General features: G+C 72.0%; 20 protein-coding genes. 12 read left to right on the top strand and 8 right to left on the bottom strand.

What is annotated here, in order from left to right; translation table 11 throughout:
* Nucleotides 1-356 (bottom strand): hypothetical protein (locus ACLEQD_RS13030; protein ID WP_410384024.1); only part of this gene is annotated, 356 nt, incomplete at its 3' end.
* Between the two features lie 143 nt (nucleotides 357-499).
* On the opposite strand from ACLEQD_RS13030, the gene ACLEQD_RS13025 reads away from it, so the two are divergent.
* The 5 genes from ACLEQD_RS13025 to ACLEQD_RS13005 all read left to right on the top strand — a co-directional run bounded on the left by ACLEQD_RS13025 (nucleotide 500) and on the right by ACLEQD_RS13005 (nucleotide 5,236).
* On the top strand, nucleotides 500-1,135 hold the full coding sequence (locus ACLEQD_RS13025; protein WP_410384022.1) for an RNA polymerase sigma factor: 636 nt from the start codon (nucleotides 500-502) through the stop codon (nucleotides 1,133-1,135).
* A complete protein-coding gene (locus ACLEQD_RS13020; RefSeq protein WP_410384020.1) occupies nucleotides 1,132-1,728 on the top strand; it encodes a hypothetical protein in 597 nt (198 codons plus the stop codon). Before ACLEQD_RS13025 ends, ACLEQD_RS13020 begins: the two co-directional genes overlap by 4 nt.
* Nucleotides 1,725-2,171, top strand: coding sequence for a hypothetical protein (locus ACLEQD_RS13015; RefSeq protein WP_410384018.1), 447 nt, complete (start codon nucleotides 1,725-1,727; stop codon nucleotides 2,169-2,171). The genes ACLEQD_RS13020 and ACLEQD_RS13015 overlap by 4 nt, the downstream gene beginning before the upstream one ends.
* 551 nt (nucleotides 2,172-2,722) lie before the next feature.
* Entirely contained in the window at nucleotides 2,723-4,510 is a 1,788-nt protein-coding gene (locus ACLEQD_RS13010; protein ID WP_410384016.1) for a tetratricopeptide repeat protein, read from the top strand.
* A 147-nt stretch (nucleotides 4,511-4,657) separates the two neighbouring features.
* Nucleotides 4,658-5,236 carry a hypothetical protein gene (locus tag ACLEQD_RS13005; RefSeq protein WP_410384014.1) on the top strand — a complete coding sequence of 193 codons (579 nt, stop codon included), beginning with the start codon at nucleotides 4,658-4,660 and terminating at the stop codon, nucleotides 5,234-5,236.
* Nucleotides 5,237-5,300: 64 nt separating this feature from the next.
* Here the strand turns inward: ACLEQD_RS13005 and ACLEQD_RS13000 are convergent, their stop codons facing one another.
* Entirely contained in the window at nucleotides 5,301-5,891 is a 591-nt protein-coding gene (locus ACLEQD_RS13000) for a DUF938 domain-containing protein (protein ID WP_410384012.1), read from the bottom strand.
* Nucleotides 5,892-6,084: 193 nt separating this feature from the next.
* Here ACLEQD_RS13000 and ACLEQD_RS12995 point away from each other — a divergent pair, with 193 nt between their 5' ends.
* Both ACLEQD_RS12995 and ACLEQD_RS12990 read left to right on the top strand, forming a co-directional pair.
* A complete protein-coding gene (locus ACLEQD_RS12995; RefSeq protein WP_410384010.1) occupies nucleotides 6,085-7,686 on the top strand; it encodes a cell wall anchor protein in 1,602 nt (533 codons plus the stop codon).
* Nucleotides 7,687-7,827: 141 nt separating this feature from the next.
* Nucleotides 7,828-9,780, top strand: coding sequence for an FG-GAP-like repeat-containing protein (locus ACLEQD_RS12990; protein ID WP_410384008.1), 1,953 nt, complete (start codon nucleotides 7,828-7,830; stop codon nucleotides 9,778-9,780).
* Nucleotides 9,781-9,806: 26 nt separating this feature from the next.
* On the opposite strand, the gene ACLEQD_RS12985 is transcribed toward ACLEQD_RS12990, so the two are convergent.
* Complete coding sequence (locus ACLEQD_RS12985) at nucleotides 9,807-11,099, bottom strand: hypothetical protein (protein WP_410384006.1); 1,293 nt, start codon at nucleotides 11,097-11,099, stop codon at nucleotides 9,807-9,809.
* A 161-nt stretch (nucleotides 11,100-11,260) separates the two neighbouring features.
* Between ACLEQD_RS12985 and ACLEQD_RS12980 the strand changes: the two genes are divergently transcribed.
* Nucleotides 11,261-12,541: an amidohydrolase family protein gene (locus tag ACLEQD_RS12980; RefSeq protein ID WP_410384004.1), complete on the top strand. Its 1,281-nt coding sequence runs from the start codon at nucleotides 11,261-11,263 to the stop codon at nucleotides 12,539-12,541.
* Between the two features lie 8 nt (nucleotides 12,542-12,549).
* On the opposite strand, the gene ACLEQD_RS12975 is transcribed toward ACLEQD_RS12980, so the two are convergent.
* Entirely contained in the window at nucleotides 12,550-12,795 is a 246-nt protein-coding gene (locus tag ACLEQD_RS12975) for a hypothetical protein (RefSeq protein ID WP_410384002.1), read from the bottom strand.
* Nucleotides 12,792-13,934, bottom strand: coding sequence for a hypothetical protein (locus ACLEQD_RS12970; RefSeq protein ID WP_410384000.1), 1,143 nt, complete (start codon nucleotides 13,932-13,934; stop codon nucleotides 12,792-12,794). Before ACLEQD_RS12970 ends, ACLEQD_RS12975 begins: the two co-directional genes overlap by 4 nt.
* A gap of 153 nt (nucleotides 13,935-14,087) precedes the next feature.
* Here ACLEQD_RS12970 and ACLEQD_RS12965 point away from each other — a divergent pair, with 153 nt between their 5' ends.
* Both ACLEQD_RS12965 and ACLEQD_RS12960 read left to right on the top strand, forming a co-directional pair.
* Nucleotides 14,088-15,263 (top strand): hypothetical protein, encoded by a 1,176-nt coding sequence (locus ACLEQD_RS12965; RefSeq protein WP_410383998.1) that lies wholly within the window; start codon nucleotides 14,088-14,090, stop codon nucleotides 15,261-15,263.
* A gap of 333 nt (nucleotides 15,264-15,596) precedes the next feature.
* Complete coding sequence (locus ACLEQD_RS12960) at nucleotides 15,597-15,731, top strand: hypothetical protein (RefSeq protein WP_410383996.1); 135 nt, start codon at nucleotides 15,597-15,599, stop codon at nucleotides 15,729-15,731.
* A 97-nt stretch (nucleotides 15,732-15,828) separates the two neighbouring features.
* On the opposite strand, the gene ACLEQD_RS12955 is transcribed toward ACLEQD_RS12960, so the two are convergent.
* Entirely contained in the window at nucleotides 15,829-17,523 is a 1,695-nt protein-coding gene (locus ACLEQD_RS12955; RefSeq protein ID WP_410383994.1) for a DNRLRE domain-containing protein, read from the bottom strand.
* Nucleotides 17,524-18,106: 583 nt separating this feature from the next.
* Between ACLEQD_RS12955 and ACLEQD_RS12950 the strand changes: the two genes are divergently transcribed.
* Nucleotides 18,107-18,364, top strand: a complete 258-nt coding sequence (locus ACLEQD_RS12950; RefSeq protein ID WP_410383992.1) for a hypothetical protein — start codon at nucleotides 18,107-18,109, stop codon at nucleotides 18,362-18,364.
* Between the two features lie 31 nt (nucleotides 18,365-18,395).
* Here ACLEQD_RS12950 and ACLEQD_RS12945 read toward each other — a convergent pair whose 3' ends face one another.
* A complete protein-coding gene (locus ACLEQD_RS12945; protein WP_410383990.1) occupies nucleotides 18,396-18,800 on the bottom strand; it encodes a spore germination protein GerW family protein in 405 nt (134 codons plus the stop codon).
* A gap of 231 nt (nucleotides 18,801-19,031) precedes the next feature.
* Nucleotides 19,032-19,334, bottom strand: coding sequence for an FHA domain-containing protein (locus ACLEQD_RS12940; protein ID WP_410383988.1), 303 nt, complete (start codon nucleotides 19,332-19,334; stop codon nucleotides 19,032-19,034).
* 563 nt (nucleotides 19,335-19,897) lie between these two features.
* Between ACLEQD_RS12940 and ACLEQD_RS12935 the strand changes: the two genes are divergently transcribed.
* Nucleotides 19,898-20,327, top strand: a 430-nt coding sequence (locus ACLEQD_RS12935) for an FAD-dependent monooxygenase (protein ID WP_410383986.1), incomplete at its 3' end; no start/stop codon positions are given.

Below are 20,327 nucleotides of genomic sequence, written 5' to 3'. Positions count from 1 at the left end.
GGAGGCTGGCCGCCACCGCCGCGGCCTTCGGGACGCGCGGGGGGCGCGCAGTCGGTCCACTCCAGGTGCACGGTGGCGGGCAGCGTCTTGCCACACACGTCCACGGTGGTGATGTCCGGGCTCGCGTCACAGTGGAAGCCTTCGATGGCCTGGGGGCGCAGCTTGTCCAGGCCGTGCAGGAGGCTGGACACCTCCACCGCGTCGCTCGAGTCCGACGTGGCCTCCACCGCCTGGGACACATCCGACGTGGCGTCCGTGGCCGACGTCTGTGAAGCGCTGCCGCAGCCCACCGTCATGGTGCCCACCACCAGCGCGACTGCTCCCAGCCACTGACTGCCCCTGCTCGAGTGCCTCATGAGTGCGTGCTCCCTTGTCATCCGGTGCCCGGCCGCTGTCCGTCTGCCCCCATGAGACGAAATGAATTTCCGCCGTGTTCCCGGCGGGAATTTCCCGTGGCTTTTTGAGCGCGCACCGGGGCCGGATAGAGTGCCGGCCGACCGTGAACGACGAGCTGCGCGCACTCATCCTCGAAGCCCAGGACGGCAGCGTGCGCGCCTTCGAGCTGCTCGTGTCCTCGCACCTGCCGCGCGTGCGCCGCTTCGCGCGGGCCTTCGCCGCGTCGGACTCGGACGTGGACGACCTGGCGCAGGAAGCGCTGGTGAAGGTCTACAAGAACCTGCGCTCGTTCCGATTCCAGTCCGCGTTCGAGACGTGGCTCTATTCGGTGGTGCGCAACGCGTTCCATGACGCCACCCGCAGCCGCGCCGGCCGCGAGCGCTCGCGCGAGGAGCCGCTGGAGCAGGAGCACGCGAAGGCGGCGTCGGACGCCGAGTCCGCGGACGAAGGGCTCATGCGGGCCCAGGAGCGGGACCGGCTGTGGCGGGCGCTCCGGGCCCTGCCGCCGGAGTTCCGCACGGCGGTGGTGCTCTTCGACGTGGAGGGGCACAGCTATGAAGAGGTGGCGGCCATTGAAGGGGTGCCCGTGGGCACCGTGAAGTCGCGCCTGTCGCGGGGCCGGGCGCACCTGAAGGCCCTGCTGGCGGGGGGCCAGGGCCCTGACAGCCCGCAAGAAGAAGGCCACGTTGGAACATCCGTGCCGGACCTTTCGTCGCATGCTGCAAGGAGCAGGAAATGAGTGAGCCCGAGGACAGGGAGGACCGCGTGCTGCGCGAGCGTCTGGCGGCGCTGCGGGACGACGCGCCCGGGCCCGACTTCCAGGCCCTGCTCCACCGGCGGCTGGTGGAGGCCGGTCCCCCCACACCGGCGTCGGGGTGGGATGCGGTGCGGGACTTCTGGCGGCGGCGCGCGCCGGTGCTCTGGCCTGCGGTGGGCGTCGCCATGGGCGTGGCCACCTTCCTGGTGCTGGGCGCGGTGCGCGGCACGCCTGCCGCCACCACGGAGAGCCCGGGGATGGCGGCGCTCGAGCGGCCCGGTACGCAGGTGCCGGTGAGCAAGGTGGCGGTCATCAAGCTGGACTTCACGGCGGACGTGGCCGTGGAGCAGGCGGACTTCCAGGTGAGCCTGCCGGAGGGGCTGTCCTTCTGGGCGGACGGAGAGGAGCTGCCGCTGCGTTCCTTCCAGTGGACGCAGCCGTTGAGCGCGGGCAGCAACGTGATTCCCATCGCGGTGCGTGGACAGCGGCCGGGGCGCTATCTGGTGACGGCGCTGGCGCGCGCGGGCGACCAGCGCATCGAGCACGACGTGGTGCTGGAGGTCACGGGCGGATGAAGACCTGGCTCTCGACACCGGCCGTCGCCGTCCTCCTGTGGTGGGGAGGCGCGACCGCGCAAGCACAGCAGGCCCCGGCGCCTCCGCCGACGGAGGCCGCGAGGCCCCCCGAGGCCCCCGTGCCTCCGCCCCCCTCCGGCGCGCAGCAGGCGCACGTGCGCAGCTCGCACACGGTGGACGTCATCGCGCCGGGGGAACAGGTGGACACCATCCTGGGGCGCAGGAACGCGGAGCGCCCTGCCCCGCCGCCCCGGGGCGACACGGTCCGCCCGCCCCCGGGCCATGATGCGCGTGGGCATTCAGGGGGGCCGGGACAGGACGGCCGTCCCAACGGGTCGCGTTCGCCAGGGGACGAGGGCCGCATGCGCTCACCGTCCCCGAGGACCGACGGCGCGCCGCCCCCGCCGAATCAGCAGCCGCCCCCGCCGCCGCCCCGGCGCTGACGGTCGGCACAGCCCCCCGGGCCTGTGAACGAACAGGGTGGAGACAGCCGTGTCCGAGCACAGGGCCCGTGCCCAACGGCGCCAGCAGGGAGCGGGCTCCCCCTGAGCCTCCGGCCCCCCAGGGGTGCCCACCTCCCGCCCGGCGCGGTCCTAACGGGTCCGACTGTCGGACAGGTTTCGGCGGCCTGGCTGGGTCGGAGGCCCCCGGCCACGACGGGTGACGGGGCCGGTCCGATGGGCGGCTCGTCAGTACAGGGGGCCGCCGCGGTGCTCCCAACTGGTCCGACAGTCGGACCAGTTCGTGCGGTGCGCCGCCGCGGTGCTCCCAACTGGTCCGACTGTCGGACCAGTTCGTGCGGTGCGCCGCCGCCGGGAGGAGTCCCCCGGGAGGCCCCCTCCTCGCCCAGGGACAGGGTCCATGTCCGAGGGCGTGGCGACGGGCCGGGTCGGTGCGCACCGGGTCCACGGGAGGGCCCCTTCCTTCAACGCGGGACCGTTGGCGCGGTGCGCTGCCCTCGCTCCGGTGCGGGGAATGCGGTACGTCGCGGTGCGTGTGGACGGGCCTGCTGCTCCTGGTGGCGCTCGCGGCCGGGGAGCCGTTGGAGGACGCGCGCCAGTCCTTCGCGGCGGGCCGGTACGCGGAAGCCGAACAGCAGGCGCTCCAGGCCGCGCCGTCCGGCGCCGCGCTGTACCTCGTGGGCCTGGCCCGCTTCCGCACCGGCCGCCCCGCTGAAGCGCTGGAAGCCCTCGACGCCGCGGGCGTGCGCCGGATGCGCCGGAGCCCGACGCCTGGAACTTCGAACCGGGGCGCGTGTCTTTACGCACTGGGCCGCTTCGTGGAAGCAGAGGAGGCCTTCGCCCGCGTCCGGGAAGGTGCCCCGCTCGCCCGTGCGGCGTGGCTCAACGCGGGCTTCGCCGCGTTCGACGCGGGCGCCCCGGACCGCGCCGCGCAGTGGGCGGAGCGCGCCGCGGCGGGTGCCTCCACGGAAGAGGCCCTGCAGGTGGAGGAGCTGCGCGCCCTGCTCGCCCCCGTCGTGAACGAAGGGGACGAGGCCTACCGCCAGGGACTCGCATCCTTCGACGCCGGCCGCTTCGACGAGGCCCGAGCGCTCTTCCTGCGCGCGGCGACGCGGCAGCCCGACTCCGGCAGGGCCCGGCTCATGGCGGGCGCGTCCGCCTGGCGCCTGGGCTCACGCACGGAGGCCCGTGAGGACCTCTCGGCGGCGCTGGAGCTGACGTTGAGCCCGCTGGACCGCAAGACGGCGCACCAGTACCTGGACCTGCTCTCCTACGGCCTGCGCTCCAGCGGCCCGGGCTCCTGGGCCTCCGCGCTCCTGGGGCCCGGCTTCGACAGCAACGTGCTCCAGGTGGGCGTCGCGGCGCGCGACGTGTCCGGTGCGAACGCGGACGTGGTGACCGCGAGCGCCTTCGCCGAGGCCAGCGTGGGCCTCACCGCGCGCCTCCGCCTGTCCGACCGGCTCTTCGCGGCCCTGTCCTACGGCGGCAGCCAGCGCGCCTACTCCGAGTCCTCCGTGCGGGACTACTCGCTCCAGCTCCACCGCGCGACGGCGGCCGTGGAGTGGGAGGCCGCGCGCCGGGTGCGCGTGGGGCTCCTCGTGGGGGGCGACCTCTTCTTCACCGGCCTGGAGGACTTCCGGGGGCTCCAGGCCGCCGTGAATGCCAACGCCTGGCTCGCCTGGGATGAAACCGAGCACACCACCACGCGGCTGGACCTGGGCGCCGCCGGCAAGGACGGGCTCGGCGAGGAGTTCGCCTACCTCACCGGCCCGCGCCTGGACGCGACGCTGTCGCAGGAGTGGCGCCTGGGGCTCGCGAACGTCACGGCGTGGTACCGCTACCGGCAGGACCGCATCGGCACGCTGGAGCAGTCCTTCACCAGCGAGGACGGAACCCTCGCGTCGCAAACGTATGTCATTCCCTTCGGGTTCACCGGCCACGCCGTGGGCGCCTCCGGCCGGTGGCATCCCCTGCCATGGCTCACCACCAGCCTGGACGCGGACGTGGAGTGGCGCCGCTACCTGGAGAACAACTCGCTGCGCGTCGTGACGACCGGCGGCGACACCGAGACGTGGAACGTCCGCCGCCGCCACGACACGCGCTTCGTGCTGGGCCCCACCGTGAGCGCCCGGCTGTCGAGCCACCTGCGCCTCACCGCGCGCTACGAATTGCTGGTGAACCGCTCCAACATCGACATGCGGCTGACGGACGACGACGCCGCGGCCTGCGAGGGCGAAGCGCACCTCTGCCACGCGTACGACGCCACGAACGGCAACTACGAGAAGCACGGCGTGATGCTCCAGCTCGAAGCCGCGTGGTGAGCCGCGCACCGGCGTGTCCGCTGCGCGATGAAGGCGTCCATCCAGGGGGCGGGGCCGTCAGGCACGGCGGCGTGGAGGGCGTGTTGCGCGGGGGGAATCACCTCTCCACCTTGCCGCACGACGCACCCACGACAGAGGAGGCACACCATGCCCATGTCCCGACTTCCGTTGACGCTCGCCGCGGCCGCGGCGCTTTGTTTCTCCGCCGGTTGTTCCAAGAAGGGGATGCACAAGGAGGAGTCGCAGCAGTCCATGCCCGCGTCCGCCCAGTCCACCGCGGCGCCGTCCAAGGTGGATCAACGCTGCCCCATGTCGGTGCCGGGCACGCAGCTCCAGACGCAGGACACGCCGGACGGCGTGGCGCTCATGTTCACCACGTCCGACACCTCCCAGGTGTCGGACCTCCAGACGCGCGCCCGGCGAATGCTGGACGCGCAGTCCAAGCGCACCAGCGCGGAGACGCCCCTGGACCTGGCGCAGGAGGAGGACCTGGGCGACACCTCCCTGGAGGAGCAGGGCGGCCTTGACGAGAGCGGCACCGGCGGCGGCGGCAACCGGGACATGGCCGGAGCGCCCACCGTCCCCTCCAGGGCCATCGCGACCGACACGCCGCAGGGCATCACCATCACCTACTCCGCCCTGGACGAGATGCAGAAGCGCCAGCTCATCGACGAGGTCCACGAGACCGCCCGGCAGATGAAGGGCGGCCACTGCCCCGGCATGTAGCCAGACACCGGAGGCCGGAACGGGACGCCGGGACGGTGGAGACGCCGTCCCGGTGGTGGAGGCGCTACCGGCTGAACACCACCGTGAGGTTGTTGCTGGGCATCTCCACCACGCGCTCGCGCTGGAGCCCGTGGCGCGCGGCCTCGGCCGTCACCGCGCCCAGCTCGCGCACGCCCCACGCCGGGTCGCGCGCGCGGAGCGATTCGTCGAAGGCGAGGTTGCTGGGCGCGGTGTCCTTCCCCTCCACGAAGTAGGGCCCGTACAGCACCAGCCGGCCCCCCGGACGCAGCACCCGCGCCGCGCCCCGCATCAAGCCCTGGCAGGCCGCCCACGGCGCGATGTGGATCATGTTCACGCAGAGCATGGCGTCCGCGTGTGCCACCGGCCACGAGTCCGAACTCGCATCCAGCAGGCGGGCGGGCAGGAGGTTGGACAGTCCCTCCTCCGTGCGCCACGCGTCGATGCTCTCCAGCGCCGCCGGGTCCCCGTCCGTCGGCTGCCAGGCCAGCCCCGGGAAGGCCCGCGCGAAGAAGGCGGCGTGCTGGCCGGTGCCGCTCGCCACCTCCAGCAGCGTGCCCGACTCGGGCAGCACCTCCCGGAGGACGGTGAGCAGCGGTTCGCGGTTGCGTTCGGTGGCGGGGGCGTGGCGCTTCATGCCCTACCCTCTTCCACACCCGCGCACGGAGGGAAAGGGCTCTCGCGGAAGTTTGCAATCACAGCCAACGTCAGCGGCGGTTGCTCGCGAATTCCGCAACACTTTCCGCGGCCTGCCGACAACCTCCTGCCGTACCCGCCTCATCCCCCTCGCAGGAGCAACCTTGACGTCCTTCAACCGGAATGTTTCACGCATGCTGTGCTCGGTGTCGCTGTTCGCGCTCGCGGGGTGCGGGCCGCTGGACGCGGACGCCCCTTCCCTCCCCGAGCAGGAGGTCGCCACCGCCCGGCAGGCGGTGTCCACCATCGCGTACCGGAGCAGCGCCACGGCGGGCGGCAGCACGCGCACGTCGCTGAGCATCGCGAAGCCCACGGGCACGGCGGTGGGTGACGTGCTGCTCGCGCGCATCATCAACCGCAACAACGTGGCCGCGGTGGCGACGCCGCCCGCGGGCTGGACGCTGCTGCGCTCGGACCAGAGCGCGTCGCAGATCAAGGCGTGGGTCTTCTACAAGGTGGCCACCGCCTCCGAGCCGTCCACGTACGCGTTCACGCTCGACCTGGCCAGCTACATGGCCGGCAGCATCTCCGCGTTCTCCGGCGTGGACACGGCCAACCCCATCGACGCGCAGACGGGCCAGAAGAACGGCCTCACCGCCAGCTTCAACACGCCCGCGCTCACCACCAGCACCGCCAACGGCGTCGCGGTGTGGTTCGGCTCGCAGCTGTGGACCGGCGCCGCGTGCCCGGCGAGCCCCATCGTCCCGCCCGCGGGCTTCACCGAGCCCGTGGACACCTGCCTCGTGTCCTCGTCCACGGGCGTCATCTACGACGTGGCCTACAAGGACCTGGGCGCTGCGGGCGCGCAGGGCTCGTTCAACGGCGCGTCCCCCTACGCGGAGACGAACATCGCGCAGGTCGTCGCGCTGCGCGCGGCCAACGCCTCCGCGTCCTGCTCCGTGGGGGACACCTTCTCCACCGCGTACACCACGCAGGGCACCGTGACGGCCACCGCGCTGGTGGAGCCGTCCGGCCTGGCCGCCAGCCGCCTCACGCCGGGCGTCCTCTACGCGCACAACGAGGACACCACCGCCATCGTCGCCATCAGCACCGCGGACGCGAGCACCAAGGGCACCTTCAACGTGTCCAACGTGACGCCCGCGGACTGGGAGGACGTCGCCAGCGGCCCGTGCCCCGCTGGCCAGTGCATCTACATGGGCGACATCGGCCGCTCGAGCGCCAACTTCCCCACGCCGCCGTCCACCTTCGCCGTCTACCGCATCCCGGAGCCCGACATCGGCGCGGGCCAGACGAGCGGCAACCTCACCGCCGAGGCCTTCCCGTTCCAGTACCCGGACACGCCCAAGGACGCGGAGACCCTCATGGTCCACCCCACCACGGGCGACATCTACGTCATCACCAAGTCCTACGCGGGCGCGAGCAAGGTCTACAAGTTCCCCCAGCCGCTGCCCGCGCCGGGCACCCTGAGCACGCTCGTGTTCGTGGCCAACCTCCCGCTGCCCACCACCACGGACACCAACTACGGCGCGGCCACGTCCGGCGCCATCCACCCGTGCGCCAACCGCTTCCTGCTGCGCACCTACCGCAAGGTGTATGAGTTCCGCGCCGCCCCCGGCGCCGCCTTCGAGACCGCGTTCGCCGCCACGCCCGTCTCCCTGACGGACACCGTGGAGGGCCAGGGCGAGGCCATCGAATACGACCCGACCGGCACGGCCTATTACACGATGAGCGAGTCCCCCTCGCCCTTCAAGCTCAAGCGCGTCGTGCGCCAGTAGCACGCAATCGCAGTCAGCCCCGAGGCCGCGTCCGGCACCCTCGCCGGGCGCGGCCTTGCGTGCGCCGTGAGACATTCCGGCCTGTCTCGGCATGGAGACGGAATTGATGTTATTTCTTGTTTTACATGTATAATCGCAGTCATGCGATGCTTCCGTTCCCGTCTCGCGCGCTCCGTCGCGCTGTCCTCCTTGTCCGCCACGCTGCTCCTGGCCTGTGGGCCGGAAGGGGGCGAACCGCCGTCCAGTGACGCGTTGCTCGGGCAGTCGCGGGCGCTGGCGGTGACGGGCCACAAGGCGTTCCGGGTGATGACGTACAACGTGCGGGGCCCGCTGGACACGGGCGTGCGCGCGTGGACCCACCGCAAGGCGGCGGTCCTCCAACGCATCCTCGCGAACAACGCGGACATCGTGGGCGTGCAGGAGGCCCAGGCCCCCGCGGGCGGACCCAGCATCCCCGCGGACCTCATCGCGGGGCTGACGGGCACGGACAAGCCCTACGGCGTCCACAACCCGGGCGGTGGCAGCCCGAAGCTCATCTTCTTCAAGAAGAGCCGCTTTGAAATCGCCTCCGAGGTGGGCCAGGGTAACGAGGCGCTCGTGAATCCCTATGCATCCACCGCCCCGTGCTTCAGCCACGCGGAAGGGAAGAAGATTGCGTGGGTGGGCCTGCGCGACCTGACGTCCGGGCAGGTGTACTTCGTGGCCAACACGCACTTCGCCTACGGGGCGGAGTGTTCGCTGGGGCGGCTCAAGGAAGCAGAGCAGCTGGCGTCGTTCCTCGCCACGAAGCCCGGCGGGCTGCCGGTCATCGCCATGGGGGACTTCAACTCCGACGCGCAGGGGCAGTCCACGCCGGGGGAGGCCACCATCGAGAACCTGGAGGCCGGGGCCCGGCTGTTCCGCACCGCGCGCTTCGACGGCGTGACGGGCGTGAATGACGCCACGTTCAACAACGCCTGGAGCGGCTCCACGTCCACGAAGTACCAGCGGCTGGACTACCTCTTCCACAACGGGGGCGCGCTCACCTCGTCCGCGCCCACCATCGACCGGACGGAGAGCGACGGCCTCACGCCGTCGGACCACTACCCGGTGCTCGCCACCCTCCGCCCCGCCCTCTTCGCCGCGGGCTCCACCCTCTCCCCCACGCCCAACGGCACGTCCACGGGCACGCAGCTGTTCTTCGCGGACGTGAACGGTGACGGCTGCGCGGACCGCATCACCTGGAACCATGCGGTGGGCGAGGGCGAGACGTGGGTGGCGAAGTCGAAGTGCGATGGCGGCTTCATGGCGGCGGTGAAGAACACGGGCGCGACGAGCGGGGTCGCCACCACGCGGTTCTTCTTCGCGGACGTCACCGGCGACGGCTGCGCGGACAAGGTCCTCTGGCGGCCCAACCTGGGGGGCGGCGAGGTGCGCATCTACCCCGCGAAGTGCGACGGCACCTTCGGCGACCGCGTGGCCGTCACGCAGGCGGCCAGCACCAGCGACGCCACGCGCTTCTTCTTCGCGGACGTCACCGGCGACGGGTGCGCGGACCTGGTGCGCTGGAACCCCACGCTGAAGTCCGGCGCCTTCGACACCTTCGTGTCCAGGTGCAACGGCACGGTGTCCTTCGGCGCCGCGGTGACGAGCACGACCGGGGCGAACACCAGCGCGGGCACGCGCGTGTACTTCGCGGACGTGGACGGCGACGGCAAGGCGGACCGCGTGCTGTGGAACCCGGCCCAGGAGGGGGGCCGCACGCGCGTGTACCGCTCCACCGGCGCGGGGGCGTTCACGCTGTTCTTCCTGCACGAGGCGGGCACCAGCGGCGTGGACACGTCCCGCTTCTACTTCGCGGACGTGGACGGCGACGGCAAGGCGGACAAGGTCTTCTGGCGGCCGGGCTTCCGCGAGGGCCGGATGCAGGTGTACCCCAGCACCGGCACCCAGTTCGCGGGCAGCCCGGTGATGGACAACACCGGCTTCAGCAACTCGGAGAACACCGGCTTCTTCTTCGCGGACATCGACGGCCGGGACGGCGCGGACAAGGTGTACTGGAACCCCAACAACTACGACGGCGACACCAAGGTGTTCCTCGCGCTGGCGCCGTAGCGCCCGCGCGCGGGGGGCGGCGCGCGTCAGTCCTGGAGGACGGAGTAGCCGTACGCGTTCGTGTACCAGGCGTCCGGTTCGTTCCCGGTGCGGGCCTCCTTGAAGAGGTCCTGGTAGTCGTGGCCCGCGCCCAGGAAGTGGGAGGACCACTGCACGAAGTAGAGCCCCCCGGTCAGCTCTCGCAGCGGTGACACCTCCGCGGGCAGGGTGAAGGGGGTGAAGCGGCCCACGGCCGCAGGGCCGGTGACGTACCAGTCGAGCTCCGTTTCGCCCTGCTGGGGAACCAGGCGCACCGTCACGCTGTGCACGGCGGGGTCGGCGCTCCAGCGCAGCGTCAGCCCGGAGCGCGGTCCCGAGCCGGGCGCCTCCTCCGTGCCCGGCGTGGGCGAGGTGAGCGTCACGGGCGCGGGCAGGGCCAGCCGCGTGACGCCCTCGGGAGCCAGCGGCGCGTTCGCGACCACCCGCCCGGACGCGGTCCGCTCATCGCTGCCCGCCGTCGCGAGCAACTGGACCTCGACGGTATCGAACGGGGGCGTCCGGGCCATGGCCGGGACCTGGATGGGCGTGGCACCGACGGTGCTCGTGGTGAAGAGATACTCCGACCCGAGTGTGAAGTTGGCGGAGACGCTTCGCAGCGCGCCATAAGGCTGGAGGTTCGTCACCTCCACGGGCAGCCGCTGGTCCAACGGCCGGAGGGGGATGACCAGGTCGCTGACGGTTCGTCCCTCTCCCACGGCGATGTCCCGCAGCAGCCCCACGGCCTCCACCTGCCCGGTGCCGCCGGTGACGAGCAACGCCATCTGCCCGGCGGTCTCGCTCCAGACGTCGACACTGAAGGAGCCATCCCCCTTCATGCTGGAGCTCCCCGCGAAGTCCTTCCCCACCACGCGCACCTGCGTCGGGCTCCCCGAGAAGTTCGTCACGCGTCCGGTGAGGGTGGCCTGCCGGCTGCCCCGGAAGCCGCCCGCCAGACCCGCGAAGCCGGAGCGGACCCACACCTCCGAGCCCTCCACGCCCAGCGTCGTGCTCGCCAATACCTTGCCGTCGCCCACCATGACGACGGTGATGTCCTGCGGACCGGTGATGGCCGCGTCACGGAACCGCGCGATGCCGTCACGGCCCAGGGGCTCGCGGAAGCGGCTGCCGTCCCCCAGGAGGACGGTGATGCCCTGCATGTCGCCGAGGCCCTCGGTGTTCTCCCACCAGTCCGAGTGGACGATGAGGGTGGCCGGGCCTTTCGTGCCCGCGTCCGGAGTCGGGGAGGTCTTGTCGCCACAGGCGACGCACAGCAGCACGGCGAGCAGAAGCATTCGATGCAAGGGAGGTCCCCCAGGGAAACGGGTGCGGCGTTCGGAAGCCGGCCCCCTCGACGCACGAACAGCGACACGCTGACTTCGTGCATGAAGAAAAGCACTCCGGAACACCTGTCCCACAAACCCATGGTCCCCGGCGCCGGTGCGCGCGCAGACTGCGCCCCCACATGCGCGCCCTGCTCTTCTTCGCCGTCCTGTCCGGGGTCCTCGGCTCCGCGTCCGCGCGGGCCCAGGCCCCTGCCCGCTCCTACGTGCTGCGTCCGGCACACGTCTTCGACGGCACCACCGCGAAGCCCCACGCGGGCTGGGTGGTGGTCGTCACCGGAGAGCGCATCGTCTCCGCGGGGCCCGCGCAGGGCGTGAAGGCGCCGGAGGGCGCGGAGGTCATCGACCTGCCCGGCGCGACGCTGCTGCCCGGGCTCATCGAGGGCCACTCGCACCTGTTCCTGCATCCGTACAACGAGGCGAAGTGGGACGACCAGGTGCTCAAGGAGCCCCTGGCGCTGCGCGTGGCGCGGGCCACGAACCACGCGAAGGCGGCGCTGCTGGCGGGCTTCACCACCACGCGCGACCTGGGCACGGAGGGCGCGGGGGACGCGGACGTGGGCCTCAAGCAGGCCATCGACCAGGGCATCATCCCGGGCCCCCGCATGGTCGTCACCACGCGCGCGCTCGTCGCCACCGGCAGCTACGGCCCCAAGGGGTTCGCCTCCGAATGGACGGTGCCCCAGGGCGCGGAGGAGGCGGACGGCGTGGACGGCCTCACGCGCGCGGTGCGCGGGCAGATGGGGCGCGGCGCGGACTGGATCAAGGTCTACGGCGACTACCGCTGGGGCCCGCGCGGTGAGGCGCTCCCCACGTTCTCCCAGGAGGAGCTGCGCCTCATCGTGGAGACGGCCAGGAGCGGCGGGCGGCCGGTGGCGGTGCACGCCAGCACGCCGGAGGGCATGAAGCGCGCGGTGCTTGCCGGGGCGGAGAGCATCGAGCACGGCGACGCGGGCACGCCGGAGGTCTGGAAGCTGATGGCCCAACGGGGCGTGTTCCTGTGCCCCACACTGGCCGCGGGCGACGCCATGCTCCAGTACCGGGGCTGGAAGCGCGGCGTGGACCCAGAGCCCGAGTCCGCGAAGAAGAAGCGCGAGGGCCTCAAGGCCGCGCTGGCGGCGGGCGTGCCGCTGTGCGTGGGTGGGGACTCGGGCGTCTTCCCGCACGGGGAGAACGCGCGCGAGCTGGAGCTGCTGGTGGCCAGCGGCGTGACGCCCGCGAAGGCGCTCCAGGCGGCCACCTCCGGCAACGCGCGCATGCTGCACTGGGAGGACCGCGTCGGGCAGGTGAAGGCCGGGCTCTACGCGGACCTCGTCGCCGTGGAGGGCGACCCCACGCAGGACATCGCCGCCGTGCGCCAGGTGCGGCTGGTGATGAAGGGCGGCACGCTGTACCGGCGCTGAAGCGGCGCTCAAGGCTTCGCAAGGCGGACGCGGCCGAGCACGGCGTCCGCGAGCCCCGCCAGCAGCAGCACCGGCGCCACCAGCACCGCGCCGAACCAGGCCAGCGCGTAGCCGACACCCAGGCCCATGCGCCAGGGGCCGCCCACGACGGTCCCGGACAGCACGCCCACGGACTCACGGCCTCCGCCCAGGTGCAGACAGACGAAGAGCGCGCAGAGGCCCAGCGCGGCCAGGACGAACGGGTGACGCCTCATCGGTGTGCCTCCAGGTGCGGCGCCCGCGCGAGGCGCCAGAGGGGTCCTTCGACGAGCGCGTACAGCAGCACCGCGTCCGCGAGCGGGTTGCCCGCCGCGAAGCGCAGGCCGGTGTCGTCGTGCACCGGGAAGGCCGCGAAGTGGAGGCTGGTGAGCAGCCCGTCCAGCGCCTCCTCGTCATCGAACGCCGCCGCGCCCACGAGCGCGAGCCCGCTGGAGCCCGCGTTCGCGTTTACCCAAGGAATGGTGGGCCCGGAGTCGACGTCCTGCACCGCCCCCGCCTCCGAGGGCCACTCACCCGCCCACGCGAACCCCAGCGCCCGCCCCAGGAGCGCGGCGCGGGCCCGCTGGTACTGGTCGCGCGCGAAGTCCGCGTCCACCACCTGGAGCATGTGCGCCGCGAGCCACAGCGTGGAGCCCTCCGGTCCGTCCTTCGTCACGCCGTCGTAGGTGAAGCTCGACACGAGCAGACCTGTCCGACGGTCCGACAGGTTCTCCCGCGCGGAGGCCACCCACCGGCGCAGCAGCGCGCCATGGTCCCGCCCGTCCACGGTGTCCGACAGGCGCAGCGCCGCGAGCGCCACCGTGTTGCAGAAGGTCCAGCCCTCGTCGGGGTAGCTCTCCGCCGCGAGCACCGGCGCCCGCTCCAGCTGTCCGGCGATGAGGTCCACGCGCTCGCGCAAGAGCGGCGCGTACTCCGCGCGCGGCGCCACCACCTGGCGCGCGGCGAGCATCAACGCCAGCTCTCCATCCACGAAGAGGCTGCGCCCCGCCGGGTCCTTGAAGGGCCCCGCGTGCACGTAGGGCAGGAAGAAGGCCTCGTGCGCCCGCTGTTCGTCGCGCAGCGTCCGGGCGATGAGCGCGTCCACGACGGCCAGGTGCTCCGCCTTTCGCGAGGGCTCCGACAGCGCGAGGTTGGCGAACGACAGCACGGAGAAGGTGCGCACCATCAGGTCCCATTCCGGGTTGGTGCGGTGGAGCACGTCGCGCTCCGCGCTCGACTCCTGGAGCGAGAACGCGCGCTGACGGAAGGCCAGTGCCGCCACCAGCGCCTCCCGGTTCCGGGGCCGGAACAGGAGATGGAGTGAGGGCAGCCACACCGCCACGGCCAGCACCAGCAGCACGAGCTTGCGTCGCATAGGCCCGTCAGTATCGGCCGCTGGAGCGCCGCATCCTGGCCCCGCGTGCCGGACGGTCGCGTCCGCACGCTGAACGGTCGCGGTCCACCCCGGACCTGCTTCGCCGCGAAAGCGCCATGTCCCAACCCGCCGGGCCCGCGTGTCTCAAGGCCCATGAAGACACACGGATGGACGGCCCTGAGCATCGGCGTGTTCCTGGGAGGCGTTGGCCTGGCGAAGCCCCCTTCAGCGGAGGCCTGCGCCGCGCCCAATTGCCTCATCGACGTTCGCTTCCCGCTCCCCGAGGACGGCGGCCCCGTGCCCGCGAACGTCCCCGGGCTGGTGGTGAGGCCCCCGCTGCTGGAGAGCACGGAGGTCGCCACCCTCCGGCTGCTCCAGTCGGATGGCACGCCGGTGCCCTTCACGCTGGCGAACGGCGCCCGCTCGACGCATGTCCTGGTCCCCCAGGCGCCGCTCGTGCCGGGCACGCAGTACCGCATCGAGGCGAAGGGCCTCTGCCAGCACCAGGAGACGCAGCCGCAATCCGCGACCTTCACCGCGGGCCCGGAGCGGCCGCTGCCCACGACCCTGGGCACGCTGAGCGTGGACACGCCGAGCCGGGGGACGTTCCCCGTGTACGGGGACTCGAGCTGCGGGAGCACGCAGGAGGGCGACGCCACCACGCTGCGCTTCACCCCGTCAGCGGAGCTGGTGCCCTTCCTGCCCTGGGTGCACTGGACGGTGGAGGTGGACGGCCAGCCCTGGTCCTCCAGCAATCACCACGGGCTGACCTCGACGGGCGCGGACAACTACGAGAGCCACCAGTACGAATACAACCGGCAGCTGCTGTTCCTCTACGCGGTCTGCACGCCGGACAACCCGCCGCCGCCCGCCCTGGGCCTTCCCCCCGGACGACACCAGGCCACGCTCCAGGGGACGCTGGAGCACGCGGACCTCACGCTGCCGCCGCTGAGCGTGGACTTCGAGCTGAGCTGCGCCACGCAGTCCGTGGACGCGGGCACGCCGGATGGAGGCACCGGGGAGCCCATCAGCAGCCCGTCCAAGGGCGGCTGCACGCAGGCGGGAGGGGGCCTGACGGTGCTGGGGCTCCTCGCCACGCTGCGGCTCTGGCGCTCCCCTCGACACGGCCCGCCTCTCGCGGATGCGCTCCCCGCCTCCGGCCTACCGCAGCCGGAGGAAGAACGCGTCGTTCGTGACGGACGTGCCGTACCAGGCGAAGGGCGAGTAGCTCACGCCGTCCACCCGGGTCGTCTCCTGCAGGGTCGTGCCCAGCAGGAGCTCCCCCGTGGTGAGCGCGGTGGGCAGCCCCGTGAGGGGGAGGTGGCGTGACCAGCGGTGGGTGCCGGCCCTCGAGTAGCCCGCGTAGATGGGGCCGCCCCGCAGCGTGCCGCCCCCGAAGCTCACCGGGCCGCTCGACTGCGCCCACAGCACCACCGTGCCGGTGCGGGTGACCGCGAGCCCGCGGGCGCTCTCGCCATACGGCGAGCCCACGTGCTTCAGCCACACGTCGGTGCCGTCCCCCTTCAGCCTCCCCAGGAACAGGTCGTCCGGCGCGCCGCTGTAATCCGTGGGCACCTGGGTGTACGTCGTGCCCGCGAAGGTGAAGGCGCCCGTGAAGGTGCCGCTGAAGTACACGTCGCCGCCGTACGGGACCACCGCCACGTGGCGCCGTTGGCACCGGCCCAGGCGCGCGTCCACACCTGCTCGCCCGCGGCGGTGAACCGCGCCACGAAGGGCGTGGGGCCACTGCCGCTCGGCGCGAGCTCCGTGCCGCCGGGCGCCGAGCCGCTGAGGTAGAGGTTGCCCTCGCTGTCCGCCGCCACCTCCAGCCGGGACGACGCATCGGAGGCCGCGAAGGTCCGCGACCACGCGTGCGAGCCGTCCGCCGCGAACTTCACCAGGTACAGGGCGGTGCTCCCCTGCGACTGCGAATCGTCCGGGCGCAGCGGCCCGCCGCCGAAGTCCACTTCACCGGAGAACCGGCCCGAGACGATGGGCGCGCCCCCGGATCCGTGGTGAGGTGGGTGGGCTCCAAGATGCCCTGCTGGCCGCTGTCGTCCATGGAGGCGAAGGTCCGCACCCACTCCGTCATCCCGTCAGGGGTCAGCCGCGCCACGAAGAGGCGTGCTCCCGCGGCCTGCGGCAGCGGGCCCGTGCCCAGGTCCGGTGCGCCGTAGTAGCGGCCCGCCACGAGCACCTGGCCCGTCGGAGCCACCGCGAGCTCCCCCGGGAGGAACTGGCCGGCATGGCCCACGCTCCACGCCACCGAACCATCCGCGCGGTAGCGCGTCACCGCGAGGCCCTGGGTGCCCGGCAGCGGGTCCCCTCCAAACGAGGGCGGGTTGGCGCTGCCATTGGACACGTACGACCCGAGCGCCACCCATCCCCCGTCAGCGGCCGCCGCCGTGGAGACCACCCGCTCCTCGCCCCCCGCGAGCACGTGCACCACGCCCGCCCGGGTGCCGCGCACCCGGCTGAGCCCCCGGTACGCGCACGTCGACGCCGTATACGAGAGGACGAGCTGGGGCCGGGAGAGCGCCGCGCCCTCGCGGGAGGTGAAGGTCATTCCATCCGTGCTCTGGGGCCGCAGCGCGAAGCCGTAGCGCCCGTCTCCGGTGATGGCCGACCCCACGTCGTACTCCACCCAGGTGTCACGGCGCGCGAGGCCCATGTCCGCCAGGGGCGTGGCGTCCACCTCCGGGCGGCTCGTCCAGTCGAAGTCCTCGCCGCACCAGTTCGTCGTGGCGTGGACGGCCGGCGCGTTCCCCGTCCCCCCCGTCGCGAAGAAGCGCAGCCGCGCCCCCGTCAGCGTGCGCCCGCCCGTGGCCACGTCGAAGGACAGGTACGCTTCGCTCTCCGGGGAGCCGTCCGCCGTGAGCGATGGGCTGTCGGCGTTGCGCCGCGTGGGCTCCTCCTGGGACACCCAGGTGTCGAAGCTGGGAGAGACGACGGCCGTCTCCGGACCGGGGCAGTCCTGGACGGTGAGGACCAGCCGGGGGTTGTTGCTGCCCGGCGCGTCATTCGCCTCGATGCCGGTGCCGTCGCTCGTGGTGGAGACGAGCGTGAAGGAATAGTCATAGAAGTTCGCCTTCACCCACGAGGACACGTCGTACTCGACCCACGTGCCCGCGGAGACCGCGCCCACGTCCGCCAGCTTCTGCGTCAGGACGGCCGGCGCGTTGTTCCAGGTGAGGGAGTTGACGCTCCAGTCCGGACGCACGCCGTAGACGGCCGGGCCGTCCTTGCTGCCATCCACCACGTACACCCGCAGCTTCGCGGAGGTGATGACCCCTTCCACGCCCGACAGGAAGAAGCGCAGGTAGGGCTGGCGCCGTGGCGAGGCGTCCGCGTAGAGCGTCTGCGCGGAGGCGTAGCCGGTGTCCGGCTGGGTGGCGTTCGCCATCGTGTCCGCGTAGGCCGTGAGGGTGCGCGTGGTGGTGGTCGCCGCGAACTCGGCCTGGCCCGGGTCGGGCGCCTCGCCGGGCGCGGACGGATCCGGCCCGCCCTCCAGCTCCGCTGGCTCCATCGGCCCGCACCCCGCCACCACCAGCGCCACCGCCGCCCCCAGCCACCCGCGTCTCGTCCTCATAGGCCGTGCTCCCATCGAGAAAATTTCAATGGGCTTCGACTGCAGGGCGGGTGCCACCCCTGGTTGCACAAGGACGAACGGCAAGTCCGGGGCCCGTCCGCGAGACATGGCAATGAACCGCCCCGTCCGGGAACTCCGCTTCCCTCCGTGAGGCAGCGGGCTTCCCACCCGGGGCACGCGGCGGCACTGTCCCTCGGACGAGGCGCCGTCCCGGCCGGAGCTCCAATCGCGCAAGGGCTTGTTGAGTTCGCCGTGGAAGGACACCGACACCCGCTCGGCCACGGGCATCGTCCACGGCCTCTCCTTCTGGGTGGACGGCACGCAGGTGTCGTGGTCGGACACGCACACCGGGAGCCCACACGCTGCTAGCGCATGTGGATGACGCGAGGGCGGAAACCCCCGCGGCGCTCCTGCGGCGGCCTCCTGTGCCAACGGCGAGGCCCGCTGCCGGCTGTGCCCCGGCGAGCCGATGTGGCTGAAGCGCTGACCCGGAGGCTGTCCCCAGCTGCGCCGCCAGCCACGTCATCCGCCGAACCGCTGTATCCTTCCTGCCTCGCCAGGAGGCGTCATGAATCGGACGAGGATGCTCGTGGTTGTCATTGCGGTCCTCGTTGCTGGCGCGGCAGTGGCCGTGGTGGTGCTTCGAGGCCGCACGGTGGAGGCGCAAGCCACCGCACCCGGGCCAGAAGACGACGACTTCGCCGCCGACCTGAAGCGGCGCCCGAAGTGCTGGGTGAAGGTGAGCTCGTCGGAGCCGGGGAAATGCCCTGGCGACTTGGGTCGGGTCTACAAGGGGGAGTGCTACAGGGCCGACTGGTCTGCCTGCGCGAAGTACCTCTGAAGGACGGGCCCCCGTTCTGGAGCCGGCGAGCTCAGCGCCAGGCGTGCCGCAGGAGGCGGGCGGAACGGCGTGCGCTCAGCAGGCGGTGGAGGCCGCTCAGGAGGATCGCCGTGCCCACGAGCAACTGGGCGCCCCGGATGATGCGATTGACGTCCACGGCGGGAACCCAGGTGACCTTGCCCTTGCGGATGACGAAGGCGCCCGCGGGCCTGGCTTTCAGACCGAAGCCGCTGCCGGAGCCGCTGCCCTTCACGTCTTCGCCCTCCCCTCCGGCCTGCTGGAGCGCCGCCGGCCCCTCGCCGCCACCTCCGCCGCCTCCGCCGGCCACCAGGGCCGCGGGAATCACGGTGATTCCGTCCTGCTGGATGGCCTCTCCGTAGACGCGCTTCACGGTGATGCTGTCGCGGGCCCGGTCGATGACCTCATTGACGTCCATGGCGTCCTCCCAGATGCGATGTCGGTGTCCTCTCAACGAGAGGTGGACACGGTGCGGCATGAGGCCCGGATGGGCAGGCCGGCGGGCCGTGGGGGGACACGGGGAGCAGGGGCTCCAGGACAGGCTCCCGGTCACAGGGGCCGGAGGGGCTCGGGCTTCACCGTCAGGCCGCTGCAGGCACCGCGTTGCTCGGATTCGCATGGTCCGTCCAGTCCCATGCGATGGGAGACGCTAGCGGAGGCGGATCCGAAGCTTGACGTCCGCGACCATGAGCTCGTCGCCATCGGCGAGTCGCTGGCGGTCGGTGAGGGGACGCTGGTTGTGGAAGGTCCCCATGGCGGAGCCCATGTCCTCCGCGAACCAGCCCTCCGGTTCGTGGATCAACAGGGTGTGCCGACGCGAGAGCTGCATGGAGTCAGGCCGGTAATGACAGTCGAACTGCCGGCCGATGGTGAAGGAGGTCCCCGTGACGGGAATCTCCTGCCCGACCGCCGTGACAAGGGTCAGCGCGACGTACTTCGGAGCCTGGGGCATGGCGGGCAGGATATCGAGCCAGACGACGCTGCGGGCGAACGAACGGATGGATGCGTGGCGTCATGCTCGACGGAGAAAGCTTCGGGTGTCCCCCACCCACTGGCGGCAAAGACCCGCCGCACGGGCCTTCTGCCCGACGAGCTCGTCGGTTGCGGAGCAGGTGTACGGACCCACGAGGTCGTGAGCAAAGCCGTGCAGGACGCGTAAACCCAGCGCTGCGGAGCAGTGGGGGTGCTGGGGTGTTCTCGCGTGAAAAACCCCGTGTCGCATCAATGTGAGACATACGACGCGTCAGCCGCTGCTGACGGCGCGGATGTTGGAGCGCGGGTCGCCGGCCAATGACAGGTCCAGGCGAGGGTGCCGTCCCGGCTGCTCGCGAAGTGCAGGCTCCACTGGCGCGTCCGCGGACTTCAGCTGCGTCCGCGACGGGCCGCGGGAGGTGCCACGGCAGCCCTCTCCGTCCTCTCCACTGTCAGCAAATGCCAGACCCCGGGTGTTGCCGCAAGCCCCCCCGGTCGTGGTCCACCGTCGCCCGTTTCGAGCCAGGCGCGGGAGGCAGACAAATGCACGCGGACAGGATGACGCAGCATGCGGTGGTGATTGCCGGAGGGGGCCCGACCGGGCTGATGCTGGCAGCGGAGCTGGCATTGGCGCAGGTGGATGTGGCCATCGTCGAGCGGCGCGCCAGTCAGGAGGTCGCCGGCTCACGCTCGCGCGGCCTGCACGCGCGCAGCCTGGAGGTGCTCGCTCAGCGCGGGGTCGTCGAGCGCTTCACCTCGCAAGGACAAGCGGTCCAGAACGTCTCGTTCGGACAGGCGCCGCTGGACCTCAGTGACTGCCCGACGCGTCACAACCATGGGCTCGCGCTCTTGCAGGAGCGCTTCGAGCGCATCCTGGCGGAGTGGGTGGGCGAGCTGGCGGTGCCCATCTACCGTGGATGCGAGGTGACGGGCTTCGCGCAGGACGACACCGGCGTCGACGTGGAGCTGTCCG

The sequence above is a fragment of the Corallococcus sp. 4LFB genome (genome assembly GCF_046520365.1).
In the GTDB taxonomy this organism is placed as follows: domain Bacteria; phylum Myxococcota; class Myxococcia; order Myxococcales; family Myxococcaceae; genus Corallococcus; species Corallococcus caeni.
This window is presented reverse-complemented; position numbering and strand designations above follow the sequence as displayed.

Coding starts and splice junctions, on each gene's coding strand:
- ACLEQD_RS12970 (WP_410384000.1), bottom strand. CDS start 13,934: ATGCGACGCAAGCTCGTGCTGCTGGTGCTGGCCGTGGCGGTGTGGCTG.
- ACLEQD_RS12945 (WP_410383990.1), bottom strand. CDS start 18,800: ATGGACGTCAATGAGGTCATCGACCGGGCCCGCGACAGCATCACCGTG.
- ACLEQD_RS12950 (WP_410383992.1), top strand. CDS start 18,107: ATGCTCGTGGTTGTCATTGCGGTCCTCGTTGCTGGCGCGGCAGTGGCC.
- ACLEQD_RS12995 (WP_410384010.1), top strand. CDS start 6,085: ATGCTGTGCTCGGTGTCGCTGTTCGCGCTCGCGGGGTGCGGGCCGCTG.
- ACLEQD_RS12940 (WP_410383988.1), bottom strand. CDS start 19,334: ATGCCCCAGGCTCCGAAGTACGTCGCGCTGACCCTTGTCACGGCGGTC.
- ACLEQD_RS12990 (WP_410384008.1), top strand. CDS start 7,828: ATGCGATGCTTCCGTTCCCGTCTCGCGCGCTCCGTCGCGCTGTCCTCC.
- ACLEQD_RS12975 (WP_410384002.1), bottom strand. CDS start 12,795: ATGAGGCGTCACCCGTTCGTCCTGGCCGCGCTGGGCCTCTGCGCGCTC.
- ACLEQD_RS13005 (WP_410384014.1), top strand. CDS start 4,658: ATGCCCATGTCCCGACTTCCGTTGACGCTCGCCGCGGCCGCGGCGCTT.
- ACLEQD_RS12955 (WP_410383994.1), bottom strand. CDS start 17,523: ATGAGGACGAGACGCGGGTGGCTGGGGGCGGCGGTGGCGCTGGTGGTG.
- ACLEQD_RS13020 (WP_410384020.1), top strand. CDS start 1,132: ATGAGTGAGCCCGAGGACAGGGAGGACCGCGTGCTGCGCGAGCGTCTG.
- ACLEQD_RS13000 (WP_410384012.1), bottom strand. CDS start 5,891: ATGAAGCGCCACGCCCCCGCCACCGAACGCAACCGCGAACCGCTGCTC.
- ACLEQD_RS12965 (WP_410383998.1), top strand. CDS start 14,088: ATGAAGACACACGGATGGACGGCCCTGAGCATCGGCGTGTTCCTGGGA.
- ACLEQD_RS12980 (WP_410384004.1), top strand. CDS start 11,261: ATGCGCGCCCTGCTCTTCTTCGCCGTCCTGTCCGGGGTCCTCGGCTCC.
- ACLEQD_RS13015 (WP_410384018.1), top strand. CDS start 1,725: ATGAAGACCTGGCTCTCGACACCGGCCGTCGCCGTCCTCCTGTGGTGG.